Origin of the sequence: Marivirga harenae, from assembly GCF_030534335.1 — a bacterium.
Classification (GTDB): Bacteria; Bacteroidota; Bacteroidia; order Cytophagales; family Cyclobacteriaceae; genus Marivirga; species Marivirga harenae.
Genome location: NZ_CP130565.1, coordinates 2419478 through 2439686, shown reverse-complemented (window position 1 = coordinate 2439686; position 20209 = coordinate 2419478). Strand labels below are relative to the sequence as shown.

The 20209-nt window shown below is 35.9% G+C and carries 18 protein-coding genes; 8 read left to right on the top strand and 10 right to left on the bottom strand.

Going from position 1 to position 20209, the window contains the following annotated elements:
• Window positions 1-96 precede the first annotated feature (96 nt).
• From Q3Y49_RS10515 to Q3Y49_RS10500, 4 genes are all read right to left on the bottom strand, one after another.
• Window positions 97-789: a hypothetical protein gene (locus Q3Y49_RS10515; protein ID WP_303268111.1), complete on the bottom strand. Its 693-nt coding sequence runs from the start codon at window positions 787-789 to the stop codon at window positions 97-99.
• Between the two features lie 240 nt (window positions 790-1029).
• Window positions 1030-1776: a hypothetical protein gene (locus tag Q3Y49_RS10510; RefSeq protein ID WP_303268110.1), complete on the bottom strand. Its 747-nt coding sequence runs from the start codon at window positions 1774-1776 to the stop codon at window positions 1030-1032.
• 315 nt (window positions 1777-2091) lie between these two features.
• Window positions 2092-2220, bottom strand: a complete 129-nt coding sequence (locus Q3Y49_RS10505) for a hypothetical protein (protein WP_303268109.1) — start codon at window positions 2218-2220, stop codon at window positions 2092-2094.
• Window positions 2221-2227: 7 nt separating this feature from the next.
• Complete coding sequence (locus Q3Y49_RS10500) at window positions 2228-3268, bottom strand: hypothetical protein (RefSeq protein WP_303268108.1); 1041 nt, start codon at window positions 3266-3268, stop codon at window positions 2228-2230.
• 208 nt (window positions 3269-3476) lie between these two features.
• On the opposite strand from Q3Y49_RS10500, the gene Q3Y49_RS10495 reads away from it, so the two are divergent.
• The 4 genes from Q3Y49_RS10495 to Q3Y49_RS10480 all read left to right on the top strand — a co-directional run bounded on the left by Q3Y49_RS10495 (window position 3477) and on the right by Q3Y49_RS10480 (window position 9965).
• Window positions 3477-4004 carry an RNA polymerase sigma factor gene (locus Q3Y49_RS10495; RefSeq protein WP_303268107.1) on the top strand — a complete coding sequence of 176 codons (528 nt, stop codon included), beginning with the start codon at window positions 3477-3479 and terminating at the stop codon, window positions 4002-4004.
• A 56-nt stretch (window positions 4005-4060) separates the two neighbouring features.
• Window positions 4061-4963 (top strand): FecR family protein, encoded by a 903-nt coding sequence (locus Q3Y49_RS10490; RefSeq protein WP_303268106.1) that lies wholly within the window; start codon window positions 4061-4063, stop codon window positions 4961-4963.
• The gene (locus tag Q3Y49_RS10485; protein ID WP_303268105.1) at window positions 4953-7496 is read left to right on the top strand and encodes a TonB-dependent receptor; all 2544 of its coding nucleotides are present in this window, start codon (window positions 4953-4955) and stop codon (window positions 7494-7496) included. Before Q3Y49_RS10490 ends, Q3Y49_RS10485 begins: the two co-directional genes overlap by 11 nt.
• A gap of 885 nt (window positions 7497-8381) precedes the next feature.
• Entirely contained in the window at window positions 8382-9965 is a 1584-nt protein-coding gene (locus Q3Y49_RS10480; protein ID WP_303268104.1) for a hypothetical protein, read from the top strand.
• A 170-nt stretch (window positions 9966-10135) separates the two neighbouring features.
• On the opposite strand, the gene Q3Y49_RS10475 is transcribed toward Q3Y49_RS10480, so the two are convergent.
• Genes Q3Y49_RS10475 through Q3Y49_RS10460 form a run of 3 tightly spaced genes read right to left on the bottom strand, consistent with a single transcriptional unit; the run spans window position 10136 to window position 11744 of the window.
• Entirely contained in the window at window positions 10136-10318 is a 183-nt protein-coding gene (locus Q3Y49_RS10475) for a hypothetical protein (protein ID WP_303268103.1), read from the bottom strand.
• Entirely contained in the window at window positions 10302-10964 is a 663-nt protein-coding gene (locus Q3Y49_RS18750; RefSeq protein ID WP_367892447.1) for a DUF5675 family protein, read from the bottom strand. Before Q3Y49_RS18750 ends, Q3Y49_RS10475 begins: the two co-directional genes overlap by 17 nt.
• 9 nt (window positions 10965-10973) lie before the next feature.
• A complete protein-coding gene (locus tag Q3Y49_RS10460; protein ID WP_303268102.1) occupies window positions 10974-11744 on the bottom strand; it encodes a hypothetical protein in 771 nt (256 codons plus the stop codon).
• 181 nt (window positions 11745-11925) lie between these two features.
• On the opposite strand from Q3Y49_RS10460, the gene Q3Y49_RS10455 reads away from it, so the two are divergent.
• Complete coding sequence (locus Q3Y49_RS10455; RefSeq protein ID WP_013452568.1) at window positions 11926-12123, top strand: hypothetical protein; 198 nt, start codon at window positions 11926-11928, stop codon at window positions 12121-12123.
• Between the two features lie 397 nt (window positions 12124-12520).
• On the opposite strand, the gene Q3Y49_RS10450 is transcribed toward Q3Y49_RS10455, so the two are convergent.
• A complete protein-coding gene (locus Q3Y49_RS10450) occupies window positions 12521-13219 on the bottom strand; it encodes a hypothetical protein (RefSeq protein WP_303268101.1) in 699 nt (232 codons plus the stop codon).
• A 147-nt stretch (window positions 13220-13366) separates the two neighbouring features.
• Between Q3Y49_RS10450 and Q3Y49_RS10445 the strand changes: the two genes are divergently transcribed.
• Together Q3Y49_RS10445 and Q3Y49_RS10440 are read left to right on the top strand one after the other, a co-directional pair.
• Window positions 13367-13861 carry a hypothetical protein gene (locus tag Q3Y49_RS10445; RefSeq protein WP_303268100.1) on the top strand — a complete coding sequence of 165 codons (495 nt, stop codon included), beginning with the start codon at window positions 13367-13369 and terminating at the stop codon, window positions 13859-13861.
• Window positions 13862-13979: 118 nt separating this feature from the next.
• Window positions 13980-14501: a PEGA domain-containing protein gene (locus tag Q3Y49_RS10440; RefSeq protein WP_303268099.1), complete on the top strand. Its 522-nt coding sequence runs from the start codon at window positions 13980-13982 to the stop codon at window positions 14499-14501.
• 14 nt (window positions 14502-14515) lie between these two features.
• Here the strand turns inward: Q3Y49_RS10440 and Q3Y49_RS10435 are convergent, their stop codons facing one another.
• Entirely contained in the window at window positions 14516-17704 is a 3189-nt protein-coding gene (locus Q3Y49_RS10435; RefSeq protein WP_303268098.1) for an FG-GAP-like repeat-containing protein, read from the bottom strand.
• Between the two features lie 28 nt (window positions 17705-17732).
• Entirely contained in the window at window positions 17733-19034 is a 1302-nt protein-coding gene (locus Q3Y49_RS10430) for a PorP/SprF family type IX secretion system membrane protein (protein WP_303268097.1), read from the bottom strand.
• A gap of 194 nt (window positions 19035-19228) precedes the next feature.
• Between Q3Y49_RS10430 and Q3Y49_RS10425 the strand changes: the two genes are divergently transcribed.
• The gene (locus Q3Y49_RS10425) at window positions 19229-20056 is read left to right on the top strand and encodes an outer membrane beta-barrel protein (protein ID WP_303268096.1); all 828 of its coding nucleotides are present in this window, start codon (window positions 19229-19231) and stop codon (window positions 20054-20056) included.
• Window positions 20057-20209 lie beyond the last annotated feature (153 nt).

Below are 20209 nucleotides of genomic sequence, written 5' to 3'. Positions count from 1 at the left end.
TGTCTCGTCCTAAAATAAGTTGACAATTTTTAGGATGAATTATTTAAACTAGCCGAGTGTTCCTCACCAGTTCTTATTTGGAGAATTTGAAATTTATCAAAATTTAATTTCTACTTCGGTAGCTAGGTCTAGGCCATCTGCAGCAATATCAAAAATCTCCTCATTACTAGTTTCACTGATAACGATCACGCCTTCTATTTTTGTAGCTCTTTCTAGCATGCCGCTTGTTACTCCGGCAAACCAAACAGTAGGGTCGAAGGTCACCTCAGCAACCGCATTTGCTCCCGCAGAAAAAGTAATACTACCTTCCTTCTCAACCTCAAATGTTTCACCTGAGTTAAATTCAAATCTAACTGGATGTGACTCATTATTACTATCTATAAATGTCCCTTCTAATAAAACTGAAGGTATTTCATTCTCATCTAACAATTCTAATTCTACACGTGCTTCAGCAAAGGTTCCGGCTGGGAAAACGAGACTACTAAGGTCCGGGCTTGTTGCTCCTGTAGCAAAATCTATCACTACGTTTTGTTGAATATTTACTTCAACTGAATCCCCTTCGTCCGTCTCTGCTTCAAATTCAATTTCGGTTAAAGTAATAGAACCAGAAGTAAATTCAAGCGAGTTTGCTGCTACACGTGAATTAGAAGGGACAGATGCGGCAGTATTAACTGTATTAAATTGCATTTGCACCGTTGGCTGAGTTGTTTCTGCATCTTCACTACATGCACTAAAAATGAGTACTGAAGCTACGAAATATGCTGGGATTGACTTAAAATAATTTTTCATAAGGATTAAATTTTGTTTGTTTAAAATTGGTTTAGAATTTCTGAAGGGCCTCGGCAATTAGTTTTTTAAAAACCTATTCTCTTCACAATCTATAAAACAGCTGAGCTCTAAAAACTCCTACCTCACATTCCCTATTATTTTGCTTTTTTTACAAAAATTGGATTGCAGCCTTGTACTTGAATAAAAAAAGGGAGACCAAAACTGATCTCCCTTTTTGTTGATTTACTTTAATTGCTTTTCTTAATCCTCTGTATCTTCATCCTCTTCCTCCTCTTCCTCATCCTCGTCAATATCTCCATCCTCGTCATCATCCTCACCAGCATCTAAGATATGGTCTAAGTTTGAGGCAATTGCTTCTAAAATATCAACATTCGAAGATTCATTGATTCTAATGACACCATCGTTGTCGGCTGTCGCTGTATTTAAATCAATTCCTGAAAACAGCGTGTCTAAATTTAGCAAAATTAACATTCGGTTTGAAGCACCTCCATCCAAGACAAATCCAGTCTCGTTTTCCACTTCAAACTCAAGCTCATCACTATTGCCGTATTCCACAGAAACAACTTCATTATTCGAGTTAGTAAAATCAAACCCAACAAAAATTGAATACCCTCCCTCAAGGATTGGTTCCATTTCAATTTCGATCTCTTCATAGATGCCAGGTGCAATCTCAGCCACACCAAAATCAGGGGTACTTGTTCCTCTAATGAGGTCTACAATAAACTCTCCCTCAAATTCCACTTCTTCCTGCTCATCTTCACCTTCTTCATCTTCCGTTTCAGCTTCTTCCAGGGTTTCAAACTCTAATTCTGTAACACCAAGCAGTATTTCAGTGAATACATATCCTGTATTATTGCTTCTAGCATTAACAACCGATTGATTAGTTTGTGCTTTCATTTGTAGCGCCACCTGTGCATCCGCAACGTCCACATTTTCCTGACTACAGCTTTGGAGAAATAAGCCAATAGCCAATGCTATTGCAAACATAGAACTCCTCATTATTAAATTCATAAAACTAGGCTTCATTTTCATCTTATTATTTGTTTAGTTAAAAATTGTTTTTTTAATGAATGGTGAATTGCTAAAATGCTCTTGTAATGATTTCGAACTATTTGTTTTGCATTCACTAATTATAAAACAGATAAGCTCATCAAACTCCTACCTAATATTTAAAATTATTTGCTTTTTTTTTAGTGGCTATTAGTCTTACCCCTGAATAAAAAATAGGGAGATCAGTTTTGATCTCCCTATCCGTTGATTTACTTTATTTGCTGTTAATAAGACTTTTCGGTCTTGCACTGTTTATTTAAGAGGGGTCTGGTCGCCATTTACTTCAGATGAAAAAAATTGCTTTTTAGTACCACCATTCAATATCTGCAGATCATTTGCAGGAATATTCAAACTTACCCATAGCTTGATTCTTAGCTTCAATGGTCTTTCATTTAACAGTCATTATAACATTAATTACTTCATCAGTATCCAATGCCGTAATCTTTATAGAGTCATTGTTAAAATGTTCAAGTTTCCAGTCTCTGTTAAGTAAATTTAAGTTACCGTCCGAATCAAATTCAGTGGAAAGCTGCAAAAATCCGTCATCACCGCTGGTTTCCCATTCGCCATCAATTTCTTCTGAGTCTGTTTTTGCAAGTAATATATTGTCGTCTAGAAAACTGATATCTATACCTATAAAAAAACCGGATTTATCGACAGCAGCAGAATCATACTTCGCCACCATCCAAATGCTTTCTTTTAAAATATTGTTCAGTTCAGTAACATCTATATCATGATCATCATCATCCTCGTCACAACTATCTTCATATAATTCAACGGCTGCTTCTAGTTCTTGATTGCTGTTAATGCTGATCATGTCATTATTAAATAAGACCAAATCAATTGGGTAAATAAGACTTACAATTTCACTATCTTCTATCTGATCAAGAAATTGATAAAGTTCTCTATCGTTTTCTATGGTGGTTGTACTAGCTTGTTCTCTTATTTGATTATAAATGGAAAATGTAATTGGATAAACAATATCCAAACACTCAATATCATCGTCATCATCGCATTCATCAAGTAGGTCTTCAAGCTCATCCATAGTTGCTATAGTCACCACGGTATTATCAGGTAGAGAAACCTCGATGGGGAATTGAATTTCAATATTATCCGAATCATCTTCTAACTCATCAATGATATCTTCAATAAGGTCAAAATCATCTTCTGAAGTAATTTCAACTGAAGCTCCATTGATAATAACTGTAAATGGAAATACAATTGAAGTGCAACTGCTACCATCAATTATATTGTCACCAGATCCCTGCTGCTGACTAATACGGAAAAGAAACTCTCCGCTTTTTGATTCAAGTGAAATTATTTCCGTAGGCATAGGAGTAACTATTTCCTGCGCTTCTTCTTGACAACCGTAAAGGCCGAAAATGAGACTCAAAATTAATATAGAAAATAATTGACCTAAATATTTCATGATGGCGTAGTTTTTTGGCCTACACTAATAGAACAGATGAACATGATAAATTCCTACCAAAAAATAAAATTATCCCTATTCTTTTTTAGTCTTTAAAGCTACATCATTATTACACTACAAAAGCTGCTAAATTAGGATTTTCCTACAAAAAAATGAATCTTCACTTATATTAACACTTTTAAAAAAAAATTAACTTCTTTAGATAAGAATGCTAAAAAGCCAACTGCCAGAAGAAAATCTAGATGTATGCAAGGAATCTGTATTCAGTGAACTATTTGCTAAATACTCAAAAGACTTACATAATTTTCTCTATTACAAATTTGGCGAAGCACTAAATCCTAAAGACGTAGTTCAGGAAGCTTTTGTTAAATTATGGAATAATTGCGCAAAGGTAAGTTACCCGAAAGCAAAGTCTTTTCTTTTTACAGTGGCAAATAATCATATGCTCAATGATATTGCAAAGAATAAAACAGCTACGAAATTCAGAGATATTAAGCCTAAAAGCTATACAGTAGAATCTCCAGAATTCATATTGGAGGAAGATGAGTACATGCAAACTTTACAAAATGCTATCAATTCCCTCAGTGAAGACTTAAGGGCAACTTTTTTACTCAATCGTATCGATGGTAAAAAGCATCAGGAAATCGCTGATATGTTGGGAATTTCACGTAAAGCAGTAGAAAAAAGGATATACAAAGCACTCAGTTTGATAAGAGAAAAAGTGGACGGGTTATAAATTGAAGAATTTGGGTAGGAGATTCTAAAACTCATCTGTTATATATATGAGAAACTATGACACAGCAAGACTACATACAAAAATGGTTAGAAGGAACACTCTCTGAAGAAGAGCGCCAAGCGTTTGAAAAAACGCAAGATTATACTGACCTTCAGAAAATTGATGACCATCTTAAATATTTTAAGGCACCTGACTATAACTCTGAAGAGGAATATGCGGAAGTAAAGTCTAAATTGAAAGGGGCTAAAATTGTCTCCTTTAATTGGGTTAAACCCTTGCTTAAAGTTGCTGCGGTACTATTAATAGCAGTGATTGGTTATGGAGTTTTCTACTCCGTGTCAACAGTCCATTTACAAACGGAGCTGGCAAATCAGTCGGAATTTTACCTTCCTGACTCATCAAGAGTTTTAATGAATGCTCAAAGCGATCTAAACTACAACTCTTTTAGTTGGCAAAATAATCGAAGTCTTGAATTGCGGGGGGAAGCCTTTTTTGAGGTGACGAAAGGTTCAAAATTTGATATCGAAACATCATTGGGTACAGTAAGCGTTTTAGGAACAAAATTTAATGTAAAAATAAGGGATGAATATTTTGAAATAGTTTGCTTTGAAGGAAAAGTTCAAGTAGAATATGAAAGTAAAAAAGAAATTCTCACTGCTGGTAAGATGTTTAGTGCTCTAAATAGGGCAGCTGTAGTGTCAAATGTTAAGCTAGAGGATCGCCCGTCATGGCTCTTAAATGAAAGCAGTTTTAACAGCTTGCCTTACTCTTACATCATAGCTGAATTAGAAAGGCAGTATGATGTAGAAGTGACCACTAAAGGAATTGATACCACGGTCTTATTTACGGGCAGTTTTCAGCATAATGACCTTGAACTGGCATTAAAAGCACTTACAGCTCCTTTGAATCTCACATACAAGATTAACGGTAAAGAGATAATCTTAACTAGTGAAAATTAGTTTAAAAATATATGTAGTACTATCTAGTTTAAGCATCATCTTCAGTTTTAATGAATGCTTAGGACAGGTTGCCGATCAAACTGATAAACCCATACCCTTGAATAGAGTGCTGGATTCTCTTGAACAGGCATTTGATGTAAAATTTAGCTATGTTGATGACCATATAGGAGACTTACACCTCGACAAATATCCTTCTTGTGAAAAATTAGAAATTTGTATAGCAGAGATCGAACAAAATTTTGATCTCAAATTTGAAATTCTGAATGAAAGATTCATAACCATCCTTAAAATTGATTCAAATCTGCAAACGTTCTGTGGTATCCTATTTGATGCTGAGACTAAAGAGGTGTTGGAAGGAGCTACAGTGATGATTAAAGGTGGAATTGCCATATCTGACGAATACGGAAAGTTTTTAATTAAAGATGCTACATTTGGCGACAGTTTAGTAGTTCAATACCTGGGATACCAATCGAAAAAGATAGCAGTGCCGAAACTTCAGGCGGGAGACTGTGCGAAAATAGGTCTTGCACCTCTTATTACTATGCTTAAAGAAGTTACTGTTCAGAACTTTTTAGTAAAAGGAATTGACAAAAAAGCAGACGGTTCGCTAAGTATTGATCTCCAGGAAACAGAAATCCTCCCTGGCCTAACTGAGCCCGATATTCTACATACTGTGCAAAAGTTGCCAGGTATCCATAGTATAAATGAAAAAGTGTCGGATATTAATGTAAGAGGTGGTACAAACGATCAGAATTTGATATTATGGGAGGGTATTAAAATGTATAAGACAGGTCACTTTTTTGGTTTGATTTCGGCTTTTAATCCCTATTTAATCCAAAAAGTTCGCCTAATAAAAAACGGAAGTTCTGCAAAATATAGTGAAGGCATCTCCAGCATAATAGATCTGAAAACCTTTGATAAGGTAGATAAAGAGTTTGAGGCCGGGGCAGGAATCAATATGTTAAATGCAGATGCATATCTAAAAATACCTGTAAGTGACAAGATAGGACTACATTTTTCTGCTAGGAGATCATTTGCCGAAGTGGTTAACTCTCCGACCTTTAGTAATTATTTTGACCGTGCCTTTAGAGATAGTGAGGTATCAAAATTTGTGAGTGGAACGGATACACTTGCCACAAACAAAAATTTTTATTTCTACGACTACAGTGGCAAATTACTGTACGATATTTCTAGGCGAGATAAGTTAAGAATAAGTTACATAAACATTTTCAACCAGATAGGATACGAGGAAAGTGAATCACCATCTGTCAGGCAAGAATCAAAAAACAGTGAACTCCAACAGTCAAATCGAGGCGCAACTGTCAAATACGAACGTGTATGGAGTGACTTTGTGACAAGCTCCTCTTCTTTGGCTGTTTCTTCCTATAATTTAGTCTCCACAAACTTCGATATCCCAAATAACCAGCGTTTTCTTCAAGAAAACCAAGTATTGGATGTCAGTGTAAAATCCTCATTAGATATGAGATTATCTAATCATTTCAAATTGCAAACTGGTTATCAATTTAATGAAATAGGGGTCAGTAATCTAGATGATTTGAATAATCCGAATTTCCGAAAGTTCACTAAGGAAGTGCTTAACATTCATGGACAATTTACAGAAATCGCCTTTAACTCAAGTAGTGGTCAGACATTGAGTCGATTTGGATTGAGAGTTAACTATTTTGAAGAATTTAATAAGTTTCGCTTCGAGCCTCGTTTCGCTCTTAATCAACTCATAACGGATCATATTACAATCGAATTATTAGGAGAAGCTAAGAGTCAGGTAACCACCCAAATTATAGATTTTCAAACAGATTTCTTAGGTGTGGAGAAAAGACGTTGGGTTCTGGTCAATGAGGATGACATACCTATAGTAACCAGTGGACAAGTTTCACTGGGGGCTCATTACAAGAAAAATGACATATTGCTTAGTGTTGAAGGCTATTTAAAGCAAGTGGACGGAATAATTACCTCTAGCCAGGGTTTTCAAAATCAGTTGGAATTTGTAAGAAGTTCAGGGAGCTACATTTCTAGAGGTATTGATATATTACTTAATCATAGGATAGAAGATCTTAATTATTGGACCACCTATTCCTATTCAAAAAATATATATGATTTTAAATCATTACGACCTAGCCAATTTCCGAACAATCTTGATATTAGACATGCTTCAACTTTAGGTGTCAGTTATAGCATGAACAAATTAGACTTTTCAGTTGGACTAAATTATCAAAGTGGCAGACCTATAACTGAACCAGAAAATTTATCTCCTATCAGCGATGGAAGTATTAACTATCAAACACCAAATAGCAGTAGATTAGGACATTATCTTCGTCCTGACTTATCAGCTAAATATCATTTCATGATGGGTGATAAGATTCGGACGCAAGTCGGTTTTGCCCTATGGAATTTCACTGATCAAACAAATGTTGTTAACCAGTACTACATTATCAATAAATCGGAGGAAATTCAAAAAGTAAAAGAAAAAGGATTGGGACTTACTCCCAATTTAATGTTTAGAATAACACTCTAACTTGCAGGAATATTTTAACAATATCTCTGAATAAAATTCTGGTCAGAAGATTTTTTGAAAACTGACAAAACTAATATAAGTCTAAGTGTGGGCAAAGCACGGCCCAAATCCTGCTTAATGTGTATTTTAATTAAAGAAAAAGGAACTTTTAAATCTAACATTGATTCTGATCTGACAATAACTTTTTCTTAGAGTTAAGTACTCACCTGTGATTTCACGCTAAAACTTTCCATATTTTAGTCAAACAGGAGATTTATATTGAGTTCGACTGAAAAACTTAGTACTAAGCTTAAAGGATAAGTTGGTGTCAATCGGAAGATTTTCATAGCTGATTTCCTACAAGATTGCTTGCTTTTCTATTAAGCTTCGAGCCAATTTCGCTGCGCCAGGACAGTGAAAAAATCAATCCAAACATAGTGAAAGTTACAGGCATGCGGATGAGAAAGATGCAAGAGTTCGCTTTGCCGGCTACAAAAAAAATCTCCTCCGCCAGATGGCGGAAGTATTTTTTATGTGCTGCTCTTGCATCTATCTCACCGGTCCTGTGTGGATGCGCACTATGTTTAAATTAATTTTTAGAGTGCGCATCGCCAGCCGGTGGTTGGTGGCGTACGTTCGTCTTCGTCCAGCGTTTAGTTTAACGCGGTTTCGTGTTCAGTCTGAAGGTTATTATTTCCTTCGGTTTTTGTGGTTTGAGATTAATTTCTCGCCATTGCCGTTTTAGTTTTATTGCCTGGTGGGTTTTGCCTGCCAGGTTTTTATTTTTTTGCTTGCATCAGGGAGTCATAACATAAACCAATCATTTAAATGAAATTATATATTTCTATTTGGTTATTGCCATCAATTACTTTTATTTACTGTTTATATAAATCAAAAAATATGAAAGTGAAGTATATTTTAATGGCAGTAATCTTCCTGCTTGGAAGCAAATCAGCTTTTTCTCAGGATGCTACGGCAGGCCCAATGATCAAACAAAAAAGTCAAACTTTATGGGCTGATGCTAAACCTGTTTTTTCAAACGAGGCAGGTACTTATTATTTACTAATTCCATATTCAAGTATCCTCTCAGTTCCCATGATGGGTGGAGCAAGCTTTCATAGTATTGGATTTGTCAATCACAATTCTGAAATGGAAAAATTAATACCTCTTGAATTTAGAAATGGTAAAAAGGAAGGGGTGTTTTCGGAAGCAGTTTCTTTTAATGACAATTTATGGATTTTCAGTTCTTTTCAGAATAAAGATGAAATTGTCTTAGGCTCCTATTCATTGGATACTGATAAACAGGAGTTAATCAAAGAAAATGAAAAAGTCCTGTCAATTGATACACGTGATTTAAAGTATGACGATGCAAATTTTACATTTGAAGTATCTCCAGACCAATCAAAAATCCTCATCAATTACACTTTGGTAGATTCAGAAGGTTATATACAGAGTTTTGGATATTCTGTTTTTGATGAAAACATGATGGAAATTAGAACTTGGAATGGTACTTTAGATATGTCCGATGGCATTTATCAACTTGATCAGTTTAGAGTGAGCAACACAGGGGACGTATATCTGCTAACTCGTTATTTTTCTGATAATCAGAATCTTAAAAACAGTACTGACTTAAAGAGAAATGGTTTGCTGTCATCAAGTAAGAGCTTATCTTATTCCGCTAACTATGAAATTCGATTAGTGCTATTCAAAAACGGAAAAACAGACAACATTAGTCTGACAGTTCCTGGTAAGTTCTTCATTAGTGCAGATTTCATCACGGGTCAAACTGGACTAATCGTTGCGGGCTTTTATGGTCCAAAGGTAACCACTACACCAGAAGGAGCTGCAGTTATGAGGCTGAATGATTCAGGTAATGTCATAAAACTAGATAAAAAAATCCTAACTGATGGCTTTGAGAAACCAAGTAATATTGAGGATAAATCAAATGGTTTAATGTCCAATGATAATCAATATGATGCCTACCGATTTACATTAAAAGACCTAATAGTTAAAGAGGATGGGGGTTATATCTTAAGCGGAGAGAGGACCGTAAATCAGCAGAAAAAAGAATCTGTTCCAGGTCATGCAAGTTATTCAATCGTAAATCACACTGACGATATTGCTGTAGTTGACATACAAAAGGATGGTACAATAAAATCAATTTATAGAATTGAAAAAGCTCAGGAAACAACAGCGCTCGAAACTTTATCAAATTCGTACTATATCACAGAGTTAAATGGCTCTATCTATTGCTTATTTACCAATATAGGAAAAAGCAATAAAAATTTTACGGGAAAAATGGTTGACACAAAAGCTGTTTTGGTAAAAATTGATGAATCAGGTGAATTGTCTAGAGATATTTTATTGACTAGCGACCAAACAGATGTTACAATAAGACCACAAGCAACTTATTTAAATGATAATAATCAGCTCATTTTATACGGTCATAAAAACAATAGATTTTGCAGGTTTTTAAAAGTAAGCTTATAAAGCAATTTCATTAATTAAGACTACTATTTCCCCAGGGTAAAAAAAATTACTCAATGATTTAGAATGAAAAGATTCGTTAAGCCTTTTTGATTCTTGATTACATTATTAAATGCAATCAACGCCATAGTAATTCAATAGGAATGCTAAATTGAAAAAAAAAGCCGTAGTGCTCACCTACGGCCTTTCTTCTTGATTTTCTTGACCACCCATTTCATGGCCAAGGACATACAAAAACTAACTAATGCTCCGACAGCTGCCAAAATGCAAGTCTTGATAATATCAGCACTTTGCAAATTGACCAGCACCGTAAGGATTGTTCCACCAGCTGTGCCAGCCTTACCGTGGACTTGCATCTCCTTTGTTTTTTACCTCAGGCAGTGGAGGTATTTTGACCTCATCATCCACCGTCACCTGACTGACCGCAGTCAGAACACTAGCGCCAACAGTCAGATATCCTGCAACTGTAATCAATCCAGCTGGCAAAGTGATTGGAGCACCTAGAATGGCACCGCCTGCAGCTGCCAATACCAAACCGACAGTCCGCAATTTTCTAAATAAATTTGGAGTGGGCTTTTTTACCCTTTCTAAAATATTCATAGCTGATTTCTCTTTAATCGTGATGTAAATATGATTCTGCTTCTCTTGAGCCTCTTCAAAGATTTCCAAAAGCCTGTCCGTGGCTTCACCCGATCGACTTCCTTTTCCTATTCCTGTTAGCTCCGAGACTGGTGCAATGCAGCCTTCCAGTTCTGTTCGGGCATCATTAGCAGGATGGATTAAAATCCAACTCCTTCCTGGAACACTTTTCAATATCAGATGAAATCCCCTTTCATGCGTAATCCTTTTCTCCAAAAGGTATCTACCTTCAGGAATGCAACTGACATTTACTTCATTGTCCTTCCAAGGAAGTTCAATGGTATGGCAGATTTTTTCACTGCCATACCTTAAAGTTCCATTGGTTCCGCTTGACCTATAATTTCGAATAAGTTCAAAACTCATTTCCTAATTCTATAAAGGTCCAGGAATAGTATTGTCAATCTCCACCAATGCAAGGGCATTGTATGCACCATTTTTAAGCGGGTACATTGTCCCATTCACCTCCTGAAGGAATTCTACACCAAAGAGCAAAAAGATCGGTTCTTTTCCACCAGAAGGAACTGTGGCGGTTAAAGTGATAGCCGCTTCAGTTTGTGGTCCAATGGCTAGCTCACTGCTTTCATCAGTACCCAGACTGAATGTTTCCTCTGCGAAATCTACTTTACTTGCAGCTGACACCAAACGCATATGACTTGCCCCTCCAGGAGCAGCAAAAGTATTCTGCGGAATAAAAGCCGGAATGTTTATCGTTGCTTCCCCAGTTGCTCGATCAATAGCAGCCGTAAAAGGCGCATATATGGTGGCATTCAGCTTTCCACTTTGATTGAACTCAAAGCCCTTCAGCAATTCAATATCACCGTCAGTAGCCGTTCTTTCGCCTCTATCGTTGGATGTATCGCTTTTCACGACCTTCACCATTTCTCGAGTCATTCGGCTGGCCACTCGACCATCAGCCGCCTTCAAAAGCAAAGGACGAACAGAAGTTCTCAAAAGCCTGCCAGCTTTTCCAGCTCTTCCAAATTCAGCGCCATTTTCTCGAGTCCGTTGGAAAGCTGGATCGTTCTTCATACGCTCCTTGTCAATGCCCCCTTTTTCTCTAGCCAAGTAGCCATCTTTCGTTTTGTAGAAAGACAAATCTCCGATCTTTCCTTTAAGTTTGATAATTCCTTTTTGTCTTGCCATAATTGAAAAAAATATTTGATGAGCCACCAAAGTATTCTCTCAAATAGCGTTTGTCAAAAACGGACTTCCGTTAAAGGTCGTGTTGTCTTAATTGGCAATTATTGTCGTTAAAGCTTTCAAGAAATTGGCTATATTAGTGTATAGCATCCTTATGGATAAAGTATAGATAAAGTATGAAGTAATGATCTTAAAAAGAACCGTCATATACCCAAAGGACATTCAGCGCATAACAGGTAAGAGTGAACGCACCGGAAGAAGGCTACTAGAGAAGATTCGGGAAAGAAGAGGAAAAGAAAAGCACCAGCTCATAACCGTTTCCGAGTTCGCAGATTACACTGGAATAGATGCTGAAACAGTCCAGGAATACCTTACAGATTAAGCCAAATTTTTAGGTTCTAATCCAGAAATTTTCCCGCCTTTTATTCATAAAATTTGCCCTTTTTTGCGTATATTTAGTATAACAAAGAAACGTTCTTTGACAGTTTTAGCTTCAAACAGAGCCGATATTTGGCAACAAAAACGATTAAATTTTTAGTACCCTATTCGTGCCCTTTTAAACCATTCAAATCATAAGCAACTGATTATCAGTTTTAAATAAGGTTTTAGTGTGGTCCAGGTGGGCCCACAAAATTAAGCTTCAGTATCTCTACTGAAGCTTTTTTTGTTTTAAAAGCATGTTGCTTTCGTCTAATACTCAGAGAATTTAGCTGTGTATTTGCTCTCTTTCAACTTCACCTTAAGATCAGTAATTGAGCTTTTCGCAGCTTTTCAGCTTTCTAATATTCAAATGTGAAGGAATTAACTTGATTAGACTGCAGAGAAATATTTTCGCTGACACCAGATGTTTCTACTCCATTTTTTCGTTTTGTCCATACTATTGTAACTTCCGTAGAATTTTCAGGGACATTATAAGATACAACCGAATTTACATTTTTCCCTACCCATGACGTTTCATCCCAGGCTACAAGACCACTTCCATCGGCTGGATGATGAATGTTATTTACTCCGAAATTTTCAACTTCAGTCATGAAATTTTGGCTTGTATTAGAGAATAACGAGATATGCAAATAATCATTAGAATCAAAGGGAGAAGTATTTTTAACAGAAACTTCCAATTTTACGAATCTATTTATTTTTATAATAACACTATCATATGCTTCAAACACGCCATCATAACCGCTTGAAGTATCTGTTTGCTTGGTAGGGGCAAAGATGGAGATATTAGAAGCGTCTTTCATCAAAGCGCTAAAATTACCATTGGCATCGGTAGTTACATCTATGTGATCAATTTCTCTTTTACCGCCTAGGAGTCCTGATTCGTAGTATTGCAATACTTGTAATTTAACAGTTTGACCAGCCACTCCATCTCTATTAATGATCCTTTCAACTCTACCATTTGCTACAAAATAATCTTCATCCTCGATGCATGACTGAAAAAGAAAAAATAGTCCCAATAAAACAAAAAGACTCTTCATATTCTATTAAGGTAATAATTATAGAAGAGAATATCAATTAATGACCAGAGCAAAGCGAGCGTAGAATTAGAAAACTCTTAAAAATAAATCCTCTTTAATAGTAGCATTTTAATCCGCTAATGATTTTGTTGCTTGCCGTTATAAATCATGAGTAAAATGAAAGCAGCTACATTATCAGAAATCAAAAAGGAATTACAACACAAATCAGAAGAAGACCTGCAATCTTTATGCTTAAGCTTATCCCGATTTAAAAAGGAGAATAAAGAACTCCTCACCTATCTCCTCTTTGAAGCTTCTGATGAAGAAGGCTATATCCAATCGGTAAAAACTGAAATCGACCTACAATTCTCTGAAATCAATAACCAAAATTATTACTGGATGAAGAAAACAGTAAGAAAAGTGCTTAGGATCACCAGGAAATACATACGTTACTCCAAAAAGAAAACTACTGAAGTTGAATTACTTATGTACTTTTGCCAAAAGTTGCTGACTCTATCTCCTTCCATTAAGGAAAATACGGTTTTACATAATCTGTACGAAAGATTGGTCCTTTCTATTAGAAAAACGATTTCTAAAATGGAGGAAGACTTGCAATATGATTACAATACTCAACTCGAGCATTTGCTTTACGGAGAAAATTAGCGAGAAGGCCATCCTCTACATCTGTTAATATCATTATAAAATTCTCAACTCAAGCTGAAAGGCATAAAATTTGCTCATTTAGAAATAAACTATTTAGACACCTCTTAAATTACAAACCATGAGAAAAATGTACGCTATTTCGCTTTTTGTTGCTTTGATTGCCTGCTCAAGTTGCGCAACCATTTTCACAGGTACAAAGCAAAAAGTATCTATTGATTCGAATCCGCAAGGAGCAAAAATTGTAATTGACGGGCAAAATTTAGGAGTAACTCCTGCTAAAGTGAAAGTTGATCGAGAATTAGATGCCTTGCTTTATGGTGGAAAGGAAATACAATTTGAGCTAGACGGATACAAAAAGTTTGGATATGAATTGGACGCTAGATTCAATACCGTTTCCATAATTAATTTCTTTAATCCACTTTTTTGGGGAATTGATATTGCAAGCGGAGCCGTTACCCAGTATGACAATTACTATAATTTTCAGCTCATTCCGTTAGAATTCAATAATACCCGCTCGATTACAGAAAGCAATATGGAAAAATATGAGAAGCTTATTCAACTTAAGAAGTTACTTGAAGATGGAGTGATCACTCAAAAAGAATTTGAAAAGGAAAAAGCAAAAGTTTTAGCTGAAGAATAGCAAGATGTCTTTTATTATCTCAGTAATGTAATACTACCTGATCTTGCTATTCCACTTCCGTCACACCTGATTACAAAATAGTAGACCCCATCTGGGACAGGGCTACCATTAGCTGTGCCCTCCCAGTCATTGTTGTAAGGTTTAGCTTCAAAAATTTTGTTTCCCTTTTGATCATAAATTTCAACTCCACACTGAGTCAGACTTTCAATGTTTTCCACTTCCCAAAACTGCGCAATATCATCGTTATTGGGTGAAAAGAACTTCATCGGAACTAACCTATCTCCTACATCAGTTTCATCAACAGTAATCAATATTTCAGCGCTTCCAAAGCAACCATTTTCATCAAAGCCTTCCACTCTTATCAAGGTGCTTACTTCTGGAGTATATTCTATCTCATCATCAGTAATATTCAAAGATACCGAATCGGCAAACCACTCATAGTCACTGAGTCCGGAAGCAGATATTGAAACCGTCTCACCGGTACCAACGGAAGTAGCGGAAGCAAATAATTCCACATCAGGAATTGCGAAAGTCCCTATTGAAATATTAGCAGAGCCTTCACATCCATTTTGATCTGTGACATTTACTGAATAAGTACCTCCTGCATTTACAGAAATTGTTGGTGTAGTGGCTCCGGTATCCCACTGGTAAGATTGAAAATTACCATCCACTGAAAGCACTGCTTCATCTCCTTCACAAATAGAAGTGGCAGAAGTATTAATAACTGCATTAAGTGCAGCATTTACAGTAATCTGCTGTGAAAATTGTGAAGAACAAGAAGTAAATCCGTCATACGAGACTTCTAAAGAAACCTCAAAAGTACCAGCTTCATTATAAGCATGAGTAGGATTTTGATTATTTGAAACATTTCCATCCCCAAAATCCCATACATACTGAGCAATCGATTGATCTGCTACAATTGATTCATCCGAAAAAGAAACAGGCACATTAAGGCAAACATTGGAAACAAACTCAAAATCAACTTGGGGCGGTTCTAAAAAGGAAACTTCCAGCGTATCAGAATAAACCTTCGGGCAAAAAGTATTAATTTGATCGGTGATCTCCACATAGTAACTACCAGAAGAAGTCGGGTTAAAGCTTTCGGAAGTCTCACCTGAAACTGGATTAGCACCCTCATACCATTGGTATGCAAAATCATTGTCAAATGGCGAAATGCTTAGGACAACTGTCTCTCCTTGGCAATAGGTTCCTGCTCCAGTACGCGCTATGGAAAATTTAGGAGCAGAAATGACATCCACTACTATACTCTTGGTTTCGATGACACATGAACCCGCATAAACATCAAGAAAATAACGTCCCGCTTTATTGACATTAAAATTATCAACATTAACGCTTATTCCAGTTGCAGAAAATTCTTGCGGTCCACGCCATTCATATTTGGTTGCGCCTACATCAGTTGAATTTAAGGTAAGAGTACCTCCGGTACATACTGGATCATTTGAACTTATATCTGCACTTGCTAAGGATCCAGAGGATAAGATATTAACCTCTATGGCATCAGACATTTCGTTGCAACTCCCTCCGTCAGAAATAATAGACACTGTATAGCTCCCAGATTCTGAAATATCATCTAATTCTATGAAGTTTTCGGTTCCTGATTTCACTATAGATCCATCCTGACGCCATTCATAAGTTAAACCATCTATATCTTGAGTTTCTAACACAACAGGGTTTCCTTGGCAAGAATTGATTGGGCCTTCGGGAGTGATGACAGGGGTAATACATCTGTTATTTCGCAGTATTGAAATATTTGAAGCCAATATATTATTGCTCTCATCATCCACACTTGAGAAAACTATATCGGGTTTACTATCTCCGTCAATATCCGCTACCTTAATATTTCTATTGATAAAGGTTACGGGAACAGAAACCTTGGGGAAATTCAGTCCTCCTGAGCCCGCATTATTCAAAACATTAACACTCTTGTTGGCACCAATGGTAGAAACAATTATATCCATATTTCCATCCCCATCCATGTCTCCAAAATCTAAGCCCCATGGCCTTAGGTCAGAAGATAAATTCTGAGCGGAGCTAAATTGAGGGGGATTTCCAGTTCCATTTGTTTGATTAATAAAAACTGCAACAGAAGAACTCAGAAAGAGTGTGGCTACGATATCTGGTTTATTATCTTGATTTACATCACCAACTTTTAGGTTTACAAATGTTCCTGCAGTATTAAACTGAACAAAGCTTTCAAAGTTAAAATTCCCAGGCGTACTGGTATTAGTGGCTACATAAAAGCCTCCCCCATCGGTGAGAAATTGATTTGATATTATTTCAGGCTTCCCATCTCCATTTAAATCTTCCACATCCAAACCCGCGGTACTACCGGCATTCCCTACGGTGAGCTCAATAATATTATTATCGAAGGAAAGATTTCCTCCGCTTGATGTATTTTTAACAATAAAAATTTTATTACCTGTTTGATTTGAAACAACCAGGTCTGGTTTTCCATCGAGGTCCATATCCTTAATTACGACCCGTTTAGTTGAAGCACCTGCCACAGTCAGCGTTTGAAGCGTAAAAGAAAAATTGCCGGGAGTGCTGAAATTAACTAAGATTAGTAATCTATTCCCATCATTTCCTTCAGTGAAAACTACTTCTGGTTTACCATCACCATTTAGATCACCAGCTGTATTATTTAATCCAGGTGTTCCAATATTAAGATTGGTTTTCACCATGCTTATATTTGAAGGAGTACTTAGATTCCTTAATACAGTAGCAAAATTAGAATTTGAATTTGCTCCTACTATATCATTTTTACCGTCACCATCGAGATCGCTGATCGTTACATCATACAAACCACTTTCTGCAAAGATATCAATCTGTGGATCAAAATCCGTACTTTCCAAGCCTTGTTCCCCTCCATAGCTTTGGATGAAATGCTCACCGCTATAGTATAAACGAGTAGTAGAATTTAAAACAGTAACATTATCAAAAGTAGCACCACTAGGCACCTTTGCTTCTATTAGCTGTTCGCTTACACTCACTATTTCTCCTTCAACACTACCAAAAAAAACTCTATTAGCATCCTCTAAACCCACACCGGTGATATTTACAATCTGGCCTGCATATCCATTTTTTGGATCAACAGATTCTATAAATGAGCTTTGGCCAAATACATCATTAGCAACAATTACAAAAAATAATAGAAGATAATATTTTGGATTGAATTTCATCATATAGGCCCATACATGGATTTAAGCGTCATTAATTAACATCCACAATAATGACTTTAATGTTTTTAAAATTGGTTATTTCTTCTGCTGTACTCTTCTCTTTATTTGCCTCTCTTCTGGAGAAAGTTTCATAAATATATACATAATAAACTCCATTTTGCTTGTTGAAAAATATATCTGCTGTGATATCTTCATCTTTTTTCAACTTTTTCACTAGTAGATCAGCGGAATTGAAATCATTAAATTCTTTTACAACAACATAGTATTTTTTATCTTTAATTTCACCTTCATCACCCCCTAGCTGTACATCCTGACTGGAAAATCTTGGAGCTCTTTCTTCTGTTCTTTCTAGAGATTTCAATTTAGGTCTTTCGACTAGCCTTTTGATTTTATCACCTATTTTGATGTTAAGTTGAATTTCATGCGAACCGTTAGCAATTCCATCAACTAATTTACTTGAAGGTTCATATGCATAGCTTAGAGACAGTTTCTGCATATTGAAACCTACGATTCCTGACATCCCGTAGTTAAGCCTATAGGATCCTCCAATCCAGAAAATTTCATTGAAATTTAAAGTACTCAGCAATTCTATTCTCTGCCCATCAAATTGAGAATACTGATAAAGCGCATAAATCTGCAAGGGAGCATACACATCCTCCAACTTGACAGTTCTTTTAAACCGACCAGTTCTTCTAGTAACGAGTTTATAATCTACAGGCTTTTTATAATAAGCCATGATGGTGAATTCCTCAAAGGGCGATATTTCGAAAGCTTCAAAATTTTGTGTATTGGCATACTGCAGTTTAAAGAGTCTTGGCAAAGCGGCTCCAATATTAATACCACTAGCGGTTTCCAATTTAAATCCAACATTGGAAATCGGTTGCACATTATTGTCCAGAAAATTATTTATTGCGGGATCGCTTAAGTCCTGAATTTGAGAAAAATCAATACTATTGGAAGTTACACCAGCTGAAATTCCGAATCGGATTGAGGAGGATTTAGTTAAATTGACTGCATAGGAATAGGTGGCTAAAAAATCGGTTGTAGTTATAAGCCCTCGACTAAAATTCCTTAGTGTGGCGCTTAACCCGTATTTTTTATAATCAAATGGCGATTCAAATGTTAAGGTGGAAACCATAGGTGCTCCCTCCACACCCATCCATTGCAGTCTTTGATTCAAGGATATATTTCTATATGGACTTGCCGCAGCTTCGGCAGGATTATATAAATAAGGAGTCAAGTAAAAATGATTATAAACAGGTAGCTCTTGAGCTACTGAGGAAAGTCCGGTAACAAGTTGAAAAAATAAACATGCAAAGATAAACTTGGACATAAAAAAGAGGTGACTTTTATACTTTCCTTCTATAAAATTTTATAAATCTACTACTAGAATAATAAAAAATGACAATATATTAAATACATACTCAATTAACATTACTTAAATAACAAATTTAAAAATTTTTTCAGCATTTTTTAAAGGATAGTGTGCACAATTACTTAGTTTTAGGGTTGGAATCGTTCCTGCTTATGCATAGACTCGAAATCACTAAAAGTATCTTTACAATCAGCTATAAAGCCGTATTCATCACTATCTCATTAGTGGTTTTACATTTATTTAATATTTCAAAAATAGATGCTCAAGTATATATCGGTGCCAAGGCAGGCGCAAGGACTTCATGGTTACAATATGATGATTTTGCTTCTGAGGATTATGATAAATCTCTTTTCTATGGGTATAGTGCAGGCTTTACTGGTGCTGTAAAAGTACAAAAAAGATTTACTCTTCAGCTTGATATCATGTATGCTCAAAATGGAAAAAAAATAGATGGGATAACCGATGCATCTCTTCAGAATTATGCTAAGTACCATTTCATAAATACTCCTGTTGTTTATAAATTAGATTTTAACGGTTCACTAGGGGCTAGATCCTTTAAATGGTACGTAGGGGCTGGGCCAAATGTGAATTTTTGGCTTGGTGGAAAAGGCATTTTGAAGTCTGTAGAACTGCAGGAAGAAAGTTTGCAAGAACTGCAATACCAAATAATTTTTGATAGTAAGCCCGCAAGCCCCAAATTTGGCGGATTGTATTATGAGGAATTTAACAGAGTCCAAGTTGGTCTAATAGTTTCAACTGGGTTAGTGGTAGAACCAGTTCCAGGTCAATCACTAATAATAGATTTTCGGTATGAATGGGGTCATAGCTATATGGCTAATGAAAAAGGAAGATTTACTAACGTAATAGCATATCAGGATGATTTGCGAGCGAGAAATCAAGCGATACAGATTTCAGTTGCTTATATGTTTGACATTATAAATAAGGGTAAAAAAGAGAAGAAATTATATTATAAGAATTAATTAAAGGTAATGATAGCTTGGTGTCAATTTATTGATGCTTGTACCAACTGTAATGGTCTCTTGAAACATGAAATTAGCTTATAAAATCTTAAATTAAACTAAAAATCAATGCTGCTAATAGAAAATATAGACAATAGTATTTTTATTTAATTA